Source organism: Bifidobacterium lemurum (assembly GCF_014898175.1).
Classification (GTDB): Bacteria; Actinomycetota; Actinomycetes; order Actinomycetales; family Bifidobacteriaceae; genus Bifidobacterium; species Bifidobacterium lemurum.
The window spans coordinates 1,727,641-1,742,952 of sequence record NZ_CP062948.1 but is presented as its reverse complement, the minus strand read 5'-3'; the positions used below and the strand labels follow the sequence as shown (position 1 = coordinate 1,742,952).

At 66.2% G+C, this 15,312-nt stretch carries 11 protein-coding genes and 1 tRNA gene; 2 read left to right on the top strand and 10 right to left on the bottom strand.

Features of this window, described 5'->3' with window-relative positions:
• Window positions 1–21 precede the first annotated feature (21 nt).
• From BL8807_RS06615 to BL8807_RS06570, 10 genes are all read right to left on the bottom strand, one after another.
• A complete protein-coding gene (locus BL8807_RS06615; RefSeq protein ID WP_083570155.1) occupies window positions 22–645 on the bottom strand; it encodes an HAD family hydrolase in 624 nt (207 codons plus the stop codon).
• A gap of 76 nt (window positions 646–721) precedes the next feature.
• Complete coding sequence (locus BL8807_RS06610; RefSeq protein WP_226847287.1) at window positions 722–1,453, bottom strand: GntR family transcriptional regulator; 732 nt, start codon at window positions 1,451–1,453, stop codon at window positions 722–724.
• Window positions 1,450–2,814, bottom strand: coding sequence for an aspartate aminotransferase family protein (locus tag BL8807_RS06605; protein WP_072725100.1), 1,365 nt, complete (start codon window positions 2,812–2,814; stop codon window positions 1,450–1,452). Before BL8807_RS06605 ends, BL8807_RS06610 begins: the two co-directional genes overlap by 4 nt.
• A gap of 111 nt (window positions 2,815–2,925) precedes the next feature.
• The gene (locus BL8807_RS06600) at window positions 2,926–4,419 is read right to left on the bottom strand and encodes an amino acid permease (RefSeq protein WP_072724951.1); all 1,494 of its coding nucleotides are present in this window, start codon (window positions 4,417–4,419) and stop codon (window positions 2,926–2,928) included.
• Between the two features lie 96 nt (window positions 4,420–4,515).
• Window positions 4,516–5,586 (bottom strand): phosphotransferase enzyme family protein, encoded by a 1,071-nt coding sequence (locus BL8807_RS06595; RefSeq protein ID WP_072724950.1) that lies wholly within the window; start codon window positions 5,584–5,586, stop codon window positions 4,516–4,518.
• Window positions 5,587–5,868: 282 nt separating this feature from the next.
• Window positions 5,869–5,956: transfer RNA gene (locus BL8807_RS06590), tRNA-Ser, on the bottom strand.
• 112 nt (window positions 5,957–6,068) lie between these two features.
• Window positions 6,069–7,352 (bottom strand): serine--tRNA ligase, encoded by a 1,284-nt coding sequence (gene serS, locus BL8807_RS06585; RefSeq protein WP_072724948.1) that lies wholly within the window; start codon window positions 7,350–7,352, stop codon window positions 6,069–6,071.
• Between the two features lie 11 nt (window positions 7,353–7,363).
• Window positions 7,364–8,227 carry a PRD domain-containing protein gene (locus BL8807_RS06580; RefSeq protein ID WP_072724946.1) on the bottom strand — a complete coding sequence of 288 codons (864 nt, stop codon included), beginning with the start codon at window positions 8,225–8,227 and terminating at the stop codon, window positions 7,364–7,366.
• Window positions 8,228–8,251: 24 nt separating this feature from the next.
• Window positions 8,252–10,420: a glucose PTS transporter subunit IIA gene (locus BL8807_RS06575; protein WP_072724944.1), complete on the bottom strand. Its 2,169-nt coding sequence runs from the start codon at window positions 10,418–10,420 to the stop codon at window positions 8,252–8,254.
• Between the two features lie 86 nt (window positions 10,421–10,506).
• Window positions 10,507–11,988, bottom strand: a complete 1,482-nt coding sequence (locus BL8807_RS06570) for a sugar porter family MFS transporter (protein WP_083570164.1) — start codon at window positions 11,986–11,988, stop codon at window positions 10,507–10,509.
• Between the two features lie 290 nt (window positions 11,989–12,278).
• On the opposite strand from BL8807_RS06570, the gene BL8807_RS06565 reads away from it, so the two are divergent.
• Both BL8807_RS06565 and pgm read left to right on the top strand, forming a co-directional pair.
• Complete coding sequence (locus tag BL8807_RS06565; RefSeq protein WP_083570154.1) at window positions 12,279–13,454, top strand: diacylglycerol/lipid kinase family protein; 1,176 nt, start codon at window positions 12,279–12,281, stop codon at window positions 13,452–13,454.
• Between the two features lie 93 nt (window positions 13,455–13,547).
• Entirely contained in the window at window positions 13,548–15,224 is a 1,677-nt protein-coding gene (gene pgm / locus BL8807_RS06560) for a phosphoglucomutase (alpha-D-glucose-1,6-bisphosphate-dependent) (RefSeq protein ID WP_072724938.1), read from the top strand.
• Window positions 15,225–15,312 lie beyond the last annotated feature (88 nt).

Genomic DNA, 15,312 nt, shown 5'->3' with positions numbered 1-15,312 from the left:
TTTTACCATTTCCGTATTTTGTTAATGCTCCTTTTGCTGTAAAAAATCCCTACGTAATTGATCGGCGTCGGCGAAGAGGACGCCCCTCAGCCCCTCCGAAGTCGCCACGTCGGCGTTGCGCCGCTTGTCGTCCACGAACGCCGTGCGCGCGGGATCGACGCCGAAGCGCGCGACGGCACGACGGAAGATCCGCGGATCCGGCTTGATCATGCCCTCTTCGGACGAGACCACCACATCCGTCAGCAACCGCAGTTCGGGGAACCGCTCGCGGGCGGCCTCGACATAGCCGGTCGTGAAATTCGTCAGCCCCCACATGCGGATCCCCGACGCGTCCAGATCGCGCAGCAACTCCCCCATGCCGGGCATCATGCCGGCGAGGGCCATCCCCTGCCGCTCGAGCAGCACCCGGAACACCCACGCGACCGCGGGACCGTGCTGAGCCTCGTAATCGGCGAGCACCCGCTCCTCGCTCCATCCCAGATTGGCCTTCCGCTCGTAGTAGCGATAGCCGAAACGGTCCGCCGGGTCGAAGAACATATCGACCACGCCGGGCGGATACTGCCCCTCCAACGCGAGCCTCGGCTGGAAATCGACCAACACGCCGCCGAAATCGAATATCACATCGGTGATGACGGACCGTCCCACATCCCCTCCTTCGTCGCCGCGCCGCATTCCCGGCCACCGAACGCGCGGCGCCGTCCTGCCCCAAGACCATCCAAGACTATCGCTGGGTGGCCGACAACCGCACGTATCCGGAATGGTGCATGGTGAACCGCATCCGCGAGGCGACGTACACGTCCGTGGCGCGTTCGAACGGAGTCCCCTCCCCGCTCCGGGCGACGCGCCGTATGCGCACCAGCGGGTCCGAATCCCGCACGCCGAGGCTTGCGGCCTGATCCGGATCGGCGAGCACGGTTTCCAGGGTTTCGTCGACGCATGCGGGCCGCACGCCGTAATCCCGCTCGAACAGCGTGTAGAACGGCTCCGTCAGGTCCAAGGTGAGCAGTCCGGGGAACAGCGCGGCCGGAAGCCGGCTGATCTCCAACGACAGCGGCGTCCCTTCGATCAGGCGCAACCGGGTGATGTCGTACACCATCGGATGGGGTCCGTCCAATTCGAGCAGGCGGATGTCGGAGGGAGAGGCGGGCGCGATCACCGCGCGCAGCACCCGGGAGCGCAGCACCCTCCCCTGCCGTCTGGCGATGGCGGGCAGCGACTCGACGGTGTTGATGTTGCGTTCCAGCCGGCCGTCCGACACGAAGACGCCGCCTCCGCGCCCGATGGTGCGGCGGATCTCGTGATCGGCCTCCATCCGCTCCAGCGCCGAACGCAGATCGGCGCGGCTGACGCCGAGGGATTCGGCCAAGGCGCGTTCGACGCCCAGCCGCTCCCCCGGCATCAGCTCCCGCGCGCGAATCAGAGCGCGCAGGCGGCGGACGGTCTCGTCGCTCACAATCCCAGTTCCTTGAGCGTGGCGCTGAAGCCGTCCATGAACCAGTCCACGTCGGATTCGCTGAACACCAGCGGCGGGCGCAGCTTGAGGATGTTGCCGTAACGCCCGCACACCGAGGTGAGGATGCGGTGGGATCGCAGGGTTTCGAGGATGTCGAGCGCGGTCGCCTGATCGGGTTCCTTGGTGCCGGGCTTGACGATCTCGCAGCCGATGTACAGACCGGCGCCGCGCACGTCGCCGATGCAGGGATGCGCGTCCATCAGACCGGACACCGCCTGCCTGAATATCGCGCCGACGCGTTTGGCGTTGCCCATCGTGTCCTCGTCGCGCATCACGTCGAGCACCGCCTGGGCCGCCGCCATGCACACCGGATTGCCGCCGAAGGTGTTGAAATACGGGATGGACGAGGCGAACGGCTCGAGCACCTCGTGGCGGGCGGCCATCATCGAGGTGGGCAGCCCGTTGGCCATCGGCTTGCCGGAGGTGACCAAATCGGGCACGATCCCCTGTCTGCCGAATCCCCAGAACGAGTCTCCCGTGCGGGTGAATCCCGGCTGCACCTCGTCGGCGATCCACACGCCGCCCAACTCGTGCACGGCGTCGATCACCGGCTTGAGATACCCCACCGGGTCCGGATAGACGCCGTCGGACGAGAAAATCGAATCGGCCAGCAGCGCGGCGAACCGGATGCCGTGGCGTTCCATGTCGGCCACGGCCCTGCGCACCTCGCCCGCCATCCACGCTCCGAACTCCTCGGGGGAGCATGCGGCCGCGGGCCTGCCATCGATGGCCACGCGGTAGGTGTCCGGCGTGGGGATCATACGCATCGTCAGCCCCAACGTCTGCGCGGTGCCCAACGCCGGCGAGAGTTTCGAGGTGAGATCGGAGTTGCCGTGATAGGCCTCGGCGGTGACGATCACCCCTTCGCCGCCGGTGTACGCCTGGGCCACGCGCACCGCGAGGTCGTTCGCCTCGGAGCCCGTGCACTGGAACATGACGCGGTCGAGCTCGTCGGGCATCGTCGAGAGGATGTCCTCGGCGTACCGCAGCACGTTCTCATGCAGATAGCGGGTGTGCGTGTTCAGCGACGCCGCCTGCTTGGAGAGGGCCTCCACCACGCGGGGATGGCAGTGCCCGACCGACGCCACGTTGTTGTAGACGTCGAGGTATTCCACACCGTCCGCGTCCCACAGGTGGGATCCACGGCCGGTGACCAGATGCACCGGCTTGCGGTAGAACAGCCGGTAGGCGGGCCCCAGCACCTCTCGCTCCTCGGTGAGGGCGCGCGTGCGCGGGTCGAGCGCCGCCGCCATCTGGGGGCGGAAGCTGTTGGTGTCCATAATCGTTGAACGTGTTGCCATGATGTCCTTCTTCATACCCGCCCGATGGGCGGACGGAGCCGGCGCCCGGCCGCGTGCGCGTCCGGAACGCCGGCATCCGTTGTGGTCGATGTTGTTGGGTCCCGCCGGATATCAGTCGTCGGTGCGGTAGGTCGCCCGGCCGCCGGACGCCGCGAACTCCTCCTCCGGGGAGAGCACGAGATGCTTGCGCCCGTAGACGGCGAAGAACACCGTGGCGAGCGCGTAGATGCCCACCATCGCGTATACGGCGAGACGGTAGTCCGGGTTGAGCAGCACCGCCACGAAGATGCAGAAGGCCAGCGCGCCGGCGATCACCGCGCCCGGCACGCCGAAACGGCTGACGAACGGACGCTTGATGTCGGGCATGTTCCTCTTCAGCAGCACATAGGAGACCATCTGCAGCAGATAGGCCAGCACCGCGCCCCACACGGCGATGTTGAGCACCACGGATCCCGCGCCGTCGCCGCCGTAGGCGATGAGGAACAGGGCCGCGAAGCCGATGACCGCGCCCACGATCAGACCCCAGTACGGCGTCTTCTTCTTGCCGGTGAGCGACAGGAACGCCGGATAGTAGCCGGCGCGCGACAGCGAGTAGAGGTTGCGGCCGTACGCGAACATGATGCCCTGGATGGAGGCGAGCAGGCCGATCAGCGCGAAGGCGGAGAGCACCGCGGCGAGATTGCCCGGCAGAATCGCGCGGTAGCCGTCGAGCAACGGCTCATCGGAGCCCGCCAGCGCCGCAGAACCCATCACCGCGGGGTTGAGGAACACGATGATGACGGCGGAGATGCCCAGCGTGAAGATGCACAGACGGGACGCCTTGGGGATGTTGCGTTCCGGATCGCGCACCTCCTCGGCGGCCAGCGGAAGCTGCTCGATGCCGAGGAACAGCCACATGGCGAACGGCATGGCGAAGAAGATCGCGCCCACGCCGAACGGCAGGAACGCGGAGCCGCCCTCCTCGGGGGCGATGTCGAGCAGGGAGCCGAAATCGACGCTGCCCGTCGCGAACGCGCCGATGCCGAACAGGGCGACGATGGCGAGCGCGGCGATGGACACCACTTCGGCGAAACGGAACGAGGTCTCCGCGCCCACCCAGTTGACGACCACGAAAATCGCGTAGAGCAGCAGCCACCAGATCCACACCAGTCCGGCGTCGTCCAGCGAGAATCCGGTCAGGTCGGCGAGGATGGCGTCCGCGTAGGCGCTGGAGAAGTAGACGATGGTGGCGGCGGTCATCACATATTCGACCGTCTCCGCCAGGCCGGTGAAGAATCCTCCCCACGGGCCCATCGCCGCGCGGGCGAAGGAGTAGGCGCCGCCCGTGTGCGGCATGGCGGACGCCATCTCGCTGATGGAATTGAGCATCAGCACGTACATGACGTAGACGACGATGGCGGCGATCAGCATGCCGCCCCATCCGGCTTGGGCGATGCCGCCGTTCCAGCCGGAGAAGTCGCCGGAGACGACCGCGGAGACGCCGATGGCCCACAGGCCGAACGCCCCGGCGGTGCGTTTGAGCTGCCGCTTCTTGAAATACTCCTTGTCCGTCGCAACGTAGGTGACACTGCTCAGGCCTACGCCTGATGTGGTCGATGCCGTCATCGTAACCACCGTTCCTCTCTATGGTGTGTCGTGGGTTCGGGTTGCCTGGTTCAGTTATCGGGTTCAGTTATGAAATCTTGGATTCGCGCGCCGGGCTCAGCGCAGCAGCCAGAGCGGATCGCGCAGATAGCGTTCGGCGCATTCCACGCTGCCGGGCGCCTCTTCGGCGGACAGACCGTCGGGCAGCGCGTCCTCGCGGTGGCTGACCGTCCAGCCGAGCATCTGCATTCTGCGGATCATCGACAGCGCGGACATCATCTCCAACTGCTCGTCGTCGAACGCGCCGGCGACCTCCTGGTATCCCGCGACCCAGGCCTGGGCGAGTTCGGGAGCGTAGGGCTTGTGTTCGACGAAGCTCAGCGAGGCGGCGTAGTCGTAGAGGTACCAGCTGTATCCGGCGTCGTCGAAGTCGATGATGGTCAACGTGCCGTCGTCCCCTCTGATGACGTTCGACGGACGCAGATCGGCGTGGATCAGTCCCCAGGTCTCATTGGTGCGGGGCGCCTTCATCATCACGTCCAGAGCTTTCCACAACGCCTTGTCGCACAGCTCCCGTTCGGCCGGTTCCAGCGGCGCGGTCTCCCATCGTCCCCATCGCGGCGAGGGACCGACCATATTGGAGATGTCCCAATTGAAACGGACGAAGCCGTACGGCGGGTCCCACCGGCGGGACTGCTCGTGGAACCGGGCCGCCCAGCTTCCGATGGTGCGGTAGTAGGGAGCGGGATTGTCGAGGTCCTCCAGAACGGTGCCCTCGACGAATTTGGTGGAGATCACCGTCCAACCCACGCCGTTCAGATCGCGGATCGTGGTGATGAACGTGCCGCGCACGGTAGGCACGGGATTGATGAGGGTGACGCCGTCGATATCATGCAGCGCATTGAGCCAGCTGATCTCCGAGGCCACCGCTTCGGGACCGCCGACATATCCCGGTTGCGAGACGCGCACCACGCCTTCGGCCACGCCGTCGAGCAGCAGCACGAATGTGGCGTTCTCCGAGACGGTGATGAGGTTGAGCTCGGCGCGTTCGTGGTTGATGCCCCACGCTCCGCAGACGCCCTGAAACAGCCAGAACGGTGCCGGATCGCCTTTGTTCAATCCGCTGAAGGTGTCCAGACTCACCGTCTGGACGGGATCGTCGAGCAGACTTGCCAATTGCAGTGCCATCTCAGCTCCAATCGTCGCCTTGCGTTATCCGATGGCGACGGCGCGACGACCGGGGAGGCCATCGCGCCGTCGCGTATGGCTTCGATTCTGGCGCATGCGGTTTGCGCAACCGCCCTACGGCTGTTACGCAACCGTAAAAAGAACGGGCCGAGTATTAATGGTTGGTTACTTGCCTCGCCCGCGTGGAACCCCCGACCCCCACGGGAACGGGTCCGGGCCCGGGCCCGCATCGGCATACGAAAACCCGGCGACCGTTGGATTCCAACGATCACCGGGCCTTGATGGCGGATAGGGCGAGATTCGAACTCGCGGAGGGTCGCCCCTCAACGGTTTTCAAGACCGTCTCCTTAGACCGCTCGGACACCTATCCTCGGGTTCATTATGCTAACCGCACCCCTCGATCAGCATGCGTCCCGGCAAAAAGGCGTAATGCCGTCGCCCGGACATGGGCGGCGGCATTACGCGTTGCAAACGTCGGCTGGTCAGGCCTCCCACGCGGTGGGCTCGATCACTTCCTTGCCGCCCATATACGGACGCATGGCCTTGGGAATGACGATGGAGCCGTCGGCCTGCTGGTGGTTCTCGAGGATCGCGACCAGCCAGCGGGTGGTGGCCAGCGTGCCGTTCAACGTGGAGACCGGACGGGTGCCGCCCTCGACGCGTTCGCGGATGTTCAGACGACGGGCCTGGTATTCGGTGCAGTTCGAGGTGGAGGTCAGCTCGCGGTACTTGCCCTGGGTGGGCACCCAAGCCTCGCAGTCGAACTTGCGGGCGGCCGAGGATCCCAAATCGCCGGCGGCGGTGTCGATCACGCGGTACGGCAGTTCGACCTTGCCGAGCATCTCCTCCTCCATGGCGAGCAGATGCTTGTGCTCCTCGCGGGCGTTCTCCTGCTGGGCGTAGACGAACATCTCCACCTTGTCGAACTGGTGCACGCGGATGATGCCGGAGGTGTCCTTGCCGGCGGCGCCGGCCTCGCGGCGGTAGCAGGAGGACCAGCCGCAGTAGCGCAGCGGACCGCCCGACAGGTCGAGGATCTCGTCCTCGTGCATGCCGGCGAGCGCCACTTCGGAGGTGCCGACGAGATACTGGTCGTCGGGTTCGCGCAGACGGTAGATCTCGTCGGCGTGGGAGTTGAGGAAACCGGTGCCGCGCATGACCTCGGGACGCACCAGCGTGGGGGTGATGGCGAGCGTGAAGCCGTTCGCCTCGGCCTGGTCGACGGCCATGGTGAGCATCGCGATCTGCATGCGGGCCACGGCGCCGCGCAGGAAGTAGAAGCGGGAGCCTCCGACCTTCGCGCCGCGGCGCGTGTCGATGCCGGCCACGCCGGTGCCCAGGGTCATATGGTCCTTCGGCTCGAAGCCCTCGGCCGCGAAGTCGCGGATCTGGCCGACCTTCTTGACGACGACGTAATCGTCCTCGCCGCCGGCGGGGGCCTCGTCCTCGACGATGTTGGAAAGCTTCCACATCGCGGTGGTGTACTCCTCGGAGGCGGAGTCGGCAGCGGCCTTGAACTCTGCCACCTTGTTGGACAGCTCCTTGGTCTGCGCGATCAGCGCGGCCTTCTCGTCGGCCGAGGCGGCGGCGACCTTCTTGCCGATCTCCTTCTGCTGGGCGCGGGCGGCCTCGAATTCCTTGAGGGCGTCACGGCGCGCCTCGTCGGAGGAGAGCACCTCGTCCACCAGCTCCACGGATTCGCCGCGCTTGCGCTGCGATTCCTTGACGATGTCGGCGTGTTCGCGAATGAATTGAATATCAAGCATGAGCCCTAAGCCTAGTCCTGCAAGCCGACACTCCGGCCGTGTCGTCCGTTATCCGCGACGCGGGCGACGTGCAGCGCCAGATAGGCGATCTCGTCCTCGGTGATGTCCGCGTCGAAACGCAGCTCCAGCACCGTCGCGATATACGAGGCGCAGCGCACCGCCTTCGCGTAGGAATCGCGGATCGCGCCGACGATCGATTCGGGTTCGTCGACGAGCTGCCGATGCTGGTTGATGCGCACGAACAGGTAGCGCAGATGCGTGATGAAACGCCCCACGTTCACCGACGAACGGTCCAGCTCGACCTCGTATGTCTCTTCGATGATGGTGATGATCTGTTGGATCACGCCGGTCATCTGATAGGTATAGGTCAGGTCTCCCGTGGAGAATCCGGCGTTCACCAGATGCAGAGCCAGGGCGATGGCCTCCCCTTGCGGCAGCGCGCGGTCCAGCCTCCGGTTCAACGCCCGCACCAGCAGACGACCTTGTTCGTATTCCTTCGGATAGAGGTTGGACACCTCGCCCACCAGCGGATAGTCGACCTCGATGCCGCGCTCCAGCCGCAACAGCGCGTTGTCCACATGGTCGGCGACCGCCATCACCAGCGTGGCGCTGCCCTGCATGTCGGCGTCCAGTCCGGCCTCCCCCATCGCCTCGCAGACCGCGCGGATCGTCTCCGGGCGGATATCGGACAGCAATTGCGCCATATGGTCGGGGTCGCGTCCGTCCGCCGGCACGAAGGTGCGCACCACTTTGCTCTCATCGACGCGCATGCCGGGCCTGGCTTGGAATCCGATGCCCCGACCGGTGAGGATCACCTCGCCGTCGCGCCCCTGGGCCAACACCACGTTGTTGTTGAACACGCGCAGGATTTTCATGGAGTTCCTTTCGTCGGCCACACTTTAGCGCCGCACGTCGATCACCGGGTCGCCGGCCCGCACGTCGATGCCCACGCGCGGCACGACGGCGGCGAATTTCGCGGTGTTGATCACCGTCATCATAACGGTGGCGGCATGCCCGGCCGCGCGAATCCGGTTCTCATCGACCGTGACGAGCAGGTCGCCGGCGTGGACGCGCTGTTTTTTGGCCACGGCCACGGCGAATCCCTCCCCGCCCATCCTCACGGTGTCAAGGCCGACATGCACCAGCACCTCGACGCCGTCATCCGTTTTGATGCCGAACACGTGACCGGTCGCGGCCACGGTGGTGAGCACGCCGTCGACCGGCGCCACCACACGCGATTCGGCGGGTTCCACCCCCACGCCTTCACCGAGGGCCCGGGATGCGAACACCTTGTCGCCGGCGTCGTCGAGGGCGATCACATGGCCCGAGACCGGTGCGAGCACGGACTCGGTCGGCTGCGGGCCGGCGGCGGCCGCATCGCCTGAGGATTCCGCATCATCCAAGACTCCCGCATCGCCCGGTACTTCCGCACCACCATGGGGATGGAATATCGACGCAAGCGCCGTCGGAGAGCCGTCACGCGACGGCGTCGCCCGCTCCCCGTCGACATCGCGACTCCCGCCCGTCTCCGGCTCGCGATAGTCGAGCATGACGATCAACACCATGGGCAGAACGAACGCCACCGCGATGGATACGCCGTACACCCACATGCGCTGGAACGCCGGAATGGTCAGCAGCGAGGTGAAGGCGAACGCCGTGGTGGTGACCCCGGGCACGGATCCGCCGGAGACGGCGGAGGGGAACAGCCATCCCAGCACGGCGATGGTGAGGCCGCCCACAGCGCAGCCGGCGAGCATACGCGGGTAGATGCGCCTGTACCGCAGATGGATGCCGTACAGACTCGGTTCGGACACGCCGCCGAGCAGTCCGGCCGCAAGCGCGCTCACGCATGTCTGGCGCATCTGCGTGTCATGTTCGCGCAACGCGAGCACCAGAACGCCGGCGGTGGCGCCGAAGCAGGCGAAATTCCACACGCCCATCGGCCCCTGGATGAAGTCGTAGCCCAGCGATTGGATGTTCAGCAGTATCAGGGCGTTCACGGGCCAATGCAGGCCAAGCGGCACCAGGAACGGATACATCAGCGGCACCAGCAGCGCGAAGACGAACGGCGCGTGGCCGTTCAGCCAGGCGAACGCCACGCCCAGTCCGTTGCCGACCCATACGCCCAAGGGGCCGATGACGAACGCCGTCAGCGAGCCCACGACGATCAGCGAAAGAAACGGCACGAACACCAGCCGCATCGAGGGCGGTACCACGCGCCGCAGGCCGCGGTAGACCAGCCCCAGCACGGCGGCCATCATCAGCGGCACGCACACATTGCCGGAGTAGTCGTTCAGCTGCATGGGCAGTCCGAACACGCTCACGGAGCAGGACGCGGTGCCCAACGCCGCGTTGTCTACGCAGGCCACGGCGTCGCCCCAGCGCGAGGAGTCGGCGAGCGACGCGAACTGCGGGGTCATCAGCGCCGCCATGATCGCCCCGCCCACCCATGGGTCCACGGCGAGTTTTCTGGCGGCGTTGTAGGCCACCATAATCGGCATGAAGTAGAACACGCCCTCCCACAGCGCCTTGACGAACATCAGTCCGGCGCTCGCTTCGTCATCCGCGACAAGCCCCAGCGAAATCAGCAGGTTGACGGTGGCGATGATGATCGAGGCCGCCAGCAGCACGCCCAGAATCGGGCGGAACGAGTCGGCCAGATAGTCGAAGAAGGCGTCCAGCCAGGCGATGTTCACGCGCGTCGCCGACTTGGACTCCGGAGAGGAACCGCCCACCCCGGCTTCCGTCTTGCCGCGTCGGGCGGCGTGCGTGGCGTCCGCGATGGCGTCGGCGGCGTCGTGGGCACGCACGCCGCGCATATCCGGCAATGCCAGACAGGCCTCGTACAAAGCCTCCACGCCGCCGCCGACCACCACCTGGCAACGGTCGCCGCTTTGGGGAAGGGCGACCAGCACCGACTCGATGGCCTCAAGCCCGGCCAGGTCGACTTTGCCGCCGTCGTTGAGTTCGAAACGCAGCCGCATGGCGCAGTGCGACAGTCCGCGCACATTCGCCCCGCCGCCGACGGCCGCGACGATGGCGGCGGCGACCTCGCCGTTTGCGGACATCCGCGCTCCTTCCTCCGGGTTGGTTCCATAGTGTCCGACGAACACCGCCCGCGCAAGCCCAGGCGTGGCATCCGATCGGACCCGCGTCACTTCGACGCGCCGCGCCCCACCAATTCCGCCTCGATCTGCTCCAGCGACTTGCCTTTGGTCTCGGGGACGAACCTGAGCACGAACGGGATGGACAGCACCGCGAACACCGCGAAGATCGCGAACGGGCCGCCCACGTTGTTGCCGAACGCGGCCAGCAGCATCAGGAAGAACTGAGAGACGACGAAGTTTCCGATCCAGTTGGCCGCCGAACCGATCGACGTGCCGATGCCGCGCACCGACAGAGGGAAGATCTCGCCGATCATCACCCAGGCCAGCGGACCCCACGAGACGGCGAAGCCGAGGATATACACGGCGATCAGCACCATGGTGGGCACGGCGGCGGCGCTCACATCGCCGAGGAGGTTCAGCAGCGCGAGCGCGACCAGCGAGACGGCCATCACCACGGAGCCGAACACCAGCACGGTTTTGCGGTTGAAACGGTCCATGAACAGCGTGGCGACGATGGTGGAGAGGAAGTTGACCACGCCGATGCCGACGGACACCCAGATCGCCTGATCCTCCGGGAAGCCGAAGCCCTTGATGAACACCTGCGGCAGGAAGTAGATCACCGAGTTGATGCCCACAAGCTGCTGGAACAGCATGATGCCGACGGCCGCGACGATGGCCGGACGCGCGGTGGTGAACAGCTCCTTGACGCCGCCCTGGCGCTGCGCGCGCTCGGATGAGGCGACGCGCTCGATCTCGTCGAGTTCGACCGTGACTTCGGCGGCGTCCATATCCTTGCGGATCAGCTGCAGCACCTTGAACGCGTTGCGCATATCGCCCTGCTTGACCAGGTAGCGCGGCGATTCGGGCAGCAGCAGGCCGCCGAGGAACAGCAGCGAGGACGGGATCAGCGCGGAGGCCAGCATCCACCGCCAGTCGTCCCACCCCAGCAGATCGCGGTCGAGGAATCCGAGATTGGACAGGTACGCCAGCAGAATGCCGAGCGTCACCATAAGCTGGAACAGCGTGGACAGCGATCCGCGGCGCTCCTTGGGCGCCAATTCCGCCAGATAGGCCGGGGTGAGCGCGGAGGCGGCGCCGACGGCGAGGCCGAGCAGGATGCGGGCCGCGACCATCCACACGAAGCCCGTGGCGGTGGCGGATAACGCGGACCCCGCCAGGAAGAGCAGGGACGATACGATCAGCAGCTTCTTGCGCCCGTATTTATCGGACAGGCCGCCGATGGTGAGCGCGCCGATCATCGAACCGATCAGCACCGACGAGGTGATGAATCCGGTCTGCGCGGCGTTGAGTTGGAAGTCGCTTTCGATCAGCGGCGACGCGCCGGAGATGATGCCCGTGTCGAAGCCGAACAGCATGCCGCCAAGCGCGCCGAAGAGGAAGATGAACGTGTTGTTCAAGGGGAATCGCACCGGTACTCCTTTGTCTCGTGTGGCCGCCGGGCACCCGCTGTGCCAGGCGTCGGGATTCTCGTCTTCGTTCGTTTCCTGACGCCGGGCCGCCCGGGCGATGCCCTTCCCCGAACAACAAAAAAAAGACCTGAGACATGGCTTCCGCCAGGTCTCAGGTCTTGCCTCGTTGTCGAGTAGCAACCCTGCTAATCAAGTAACTAGCGGATAAGTATAAGCGCCGCCCACGCCAAGACACGCCGGCGTGTTGGCGAGAGGCGGGAGCGGAGGCGTGGGCGACGCGTCGCGGCGGACCGCGCCGCCCACGCCACACGTTCAGGCTTCGTGCAGAATTGGAGGAATTCGACGCGCCTCGCACGGACGGACGCTTCGCGCAGGCAAGAATGGACAGCATGCCTTCCGCACTGCACATCACACTCGTCGTCATCGCCGTCTGCATCGTCGTCGCCGCCATCGGCGTCGTCGGCGTGCGGCTGCACCGCAGGCGCGTCCTCGCCGCCTCCCTGGACAAACGCCGGGACGACGAAGTGCACTACGCGTTCATCATCAACCCCTCGAAGCCGCAGGCCGAGGCCCGGCGCGCGCATATCGAACGCTTCTGCCAGGCGAAGGGCCTGACGCAGGTGCAGTTCATCGAAACGCAGCTCGACAAGGACGGCCGCGCCTGCGCGTTGGAGGCGTTGGACAACGGCGCCGACGTGGTGGTGGCGGTCGGCGGGGACGGCACCGTGCGCACGGTGGCGAGCGCCGTCTCGGGCACCGGGCACGCGCTGGGCATCGTGCCGATCGGCACGGGCAACCTGTTCGCCCGCAATATGGGAATTCCGATCGACGACATCGACGCGGCCCTCACCGTGGCCACCTCGCACGGCTCCCGTCTGGTGGATATGGGGCGCGCCATGCTTCTGGACCGTCCCGGCGAGGACCACGGCCACGCCTTCCTCATCATCGCGGGAATGGGGTTCGACGCCGCGATGATCGACGACACCGATCCGGAGCTGAAGAAGAACATCAGTTGGCTCGCCTACTTCGTGGGCGGCGTGAAGAACCTGTTCGCGCCGAAATACCGCGGCAGCGTGACCATCACCCGCGCCGACGGCTCCAGCCATACGACGCGCGAGCTCACCTTCCGCACCCTGATGGCGGGCAACTGCGGGCAGATCCCCGTCTTCTCGCTGATGCCGAACGCCTCCTTCGACGACGGCCTGCTGGATTTCGAACTCATCGACACCACGGGCGGCATCCTCGGATGGGCGAACCTGTTCGGCGACGTGCTGCACCAGACCATCACCGGGCGCGCGGAGCAGAATCCGCTGTCGACCAACTCCACGGTCGACCAGATCCAGGGCGTCAGCGCCGAGGTCGTATTGGAGAAGCCGGCGTTGGCGCAGGTGGACGGCGATATGCTCGGCGAGACCGCGCACATCCGATTCTCCGTGGAGCATCAGTCGCTGATCGTGCGCGTGCCCGAAAGCGCGGCGGCGGACAAAACCGCGCAGAACGCGCAGGCGAACGCCACCGCCCCGTTCGCGGAGATGACCGGCACGATCAGGCCCATCCGGGATTAGGACTGGTCCGGCGCGCGCCGTCCGCGGGACGGACACGACACAGACCGGACTCCGACGCGTTCCGGCGCTCATCCTCGCGTACAATCGTTGGGTATGGTAGCAAACAACGCGGGCATGCCCGCCACCCCAGCAGATCTGATCAATGTCGACGAGGTCATTGGCAAGTACTACGACGTCGTCCCCGACCCAGCGGTTCCCGAGCAGCGCGTCATCTTCGGCACCTCCGGCCACCGCGGATCGTCCCTGAAGACCTCGTTCAACGAGGCCCACATCGTCGCCATCACCCAGGCCATCGCGGAATACCGCAAGGCCGCGGGCGTGACCGGCCCGCTGTACATCGGCCGCGACACGCACGCGCTGAGCGAGCCGGCCGAGAAAACCGCCATCGAGGTGCTGGTCGCCAACGGCGTGCATGTGCGCGTCGACTCCCGCGGCGACTTCGTGCCCACGCCGGTCGTCTCCCAGGCGATCCTGACCCACAACCGCGCCGCCGACGGCACCCAGCGCTTCGAAGGCGAAGGCCTGGCCGACGGCATCGTGGTCACCCCGAGCCACAATCCCCCCACCGACGGCGGCTTCAAATACGACCCGGTCACCGGCGGCCCCGCGCCTGCCGAGGTGACGAACGCCATCGCCGCGCGTGCCAACGAACTGCTCGGCGACTACAAGTCCATCAAGCGCGTGCCCTACGAGCAGGCCATCAAGTCCGAGTTCGTGGAGGGCTTCGACTTCCGCGACCACTACGTGTCCGATCTGGCCAATGTGATCGACTTCGACCTGATCCGCTCCTCCGGCGTGCGTCTGGGCATCGACCCGCTCGGCGGCGCGTCGGTGAACTACTGGCCGCTGATGAACGAGAAGTACGGCACCGACATCGGCGTGGTGCGTCCCGAGGTCGATCCGACCTGGCGTTTCATGACCCTCGACCACGACGGCAAGATCCGTATGGATCCGAGCTCGCCGCATGCGATGAAGGGTCTGGTGGACCAGCTCAACGCCGGCGCGTGGGACAAGTACGATCTGGTGGGCGGCACCGATCCGGACGCCGACCGCCACGGCATCGTATGCCCGGACTGGGGCGTGATGAACCCGAACCACTACATCGCCGTGTGCGTGGAGTATCTGTTCGGCGGCGCGCGTCCCGACTGGCCGGCCGGCGCGGGCATCGGCAAGACGCTGGTGAGCTCCTCGCTGATCGACCGCGTGGCCGCCTCCATCGGCGCCAAGCTGATCGAGGTGCCGGTGGGATTCAAGTGGTTCGTCGACCCGCTGTTCAAGGGCGAGGTGGCCTTCGGCGGCGAGGAGAGCTCCGGCATGAGCTTCCTGCGCAAGGACGGCCGCGTGTGGACCACCGACAAGGACGGTCTGATCCCCGACCTGCTCGCCGCCGAGATCACCGCCAAGACGGGCAAGAACCCGGCCCAGCTGCATGTCGAGCAGGTGGAGCGTTTCGGCGAAAGCTGGTACAAGCGCGTCGACACCCCCACCACGCTGGAGCAGAAGCAGAAGTTCGCCGCCCTCTCCGGCGAGGATGTGACCGCCGCCACGCTGGCCGGCGAGGACATCACCGCCAAGCTCACCGAGGCGCCGGGCAACGGCGCGAAGATCGGCGGCCTGAAGGTCACCACCGAGAACAACTGGTTCGCGGCGCGTCCCTCCGGCACCGAGAACATCTACAAGGTGTACGCCGAATCCTTCGTCTCCCCCGAGGCGTTGGACAAGGTGCTCGACGAGGCCACGGTCGTCGTCGACAAGGCCTTGGGCGAGTGACGCGGACCTGACGCGACACGCGACGCACGATAAGGCGAGGGGCGGATGGCTTGGATCTCCAAGCCATCCGCCCCTCGCCGTTGAACCA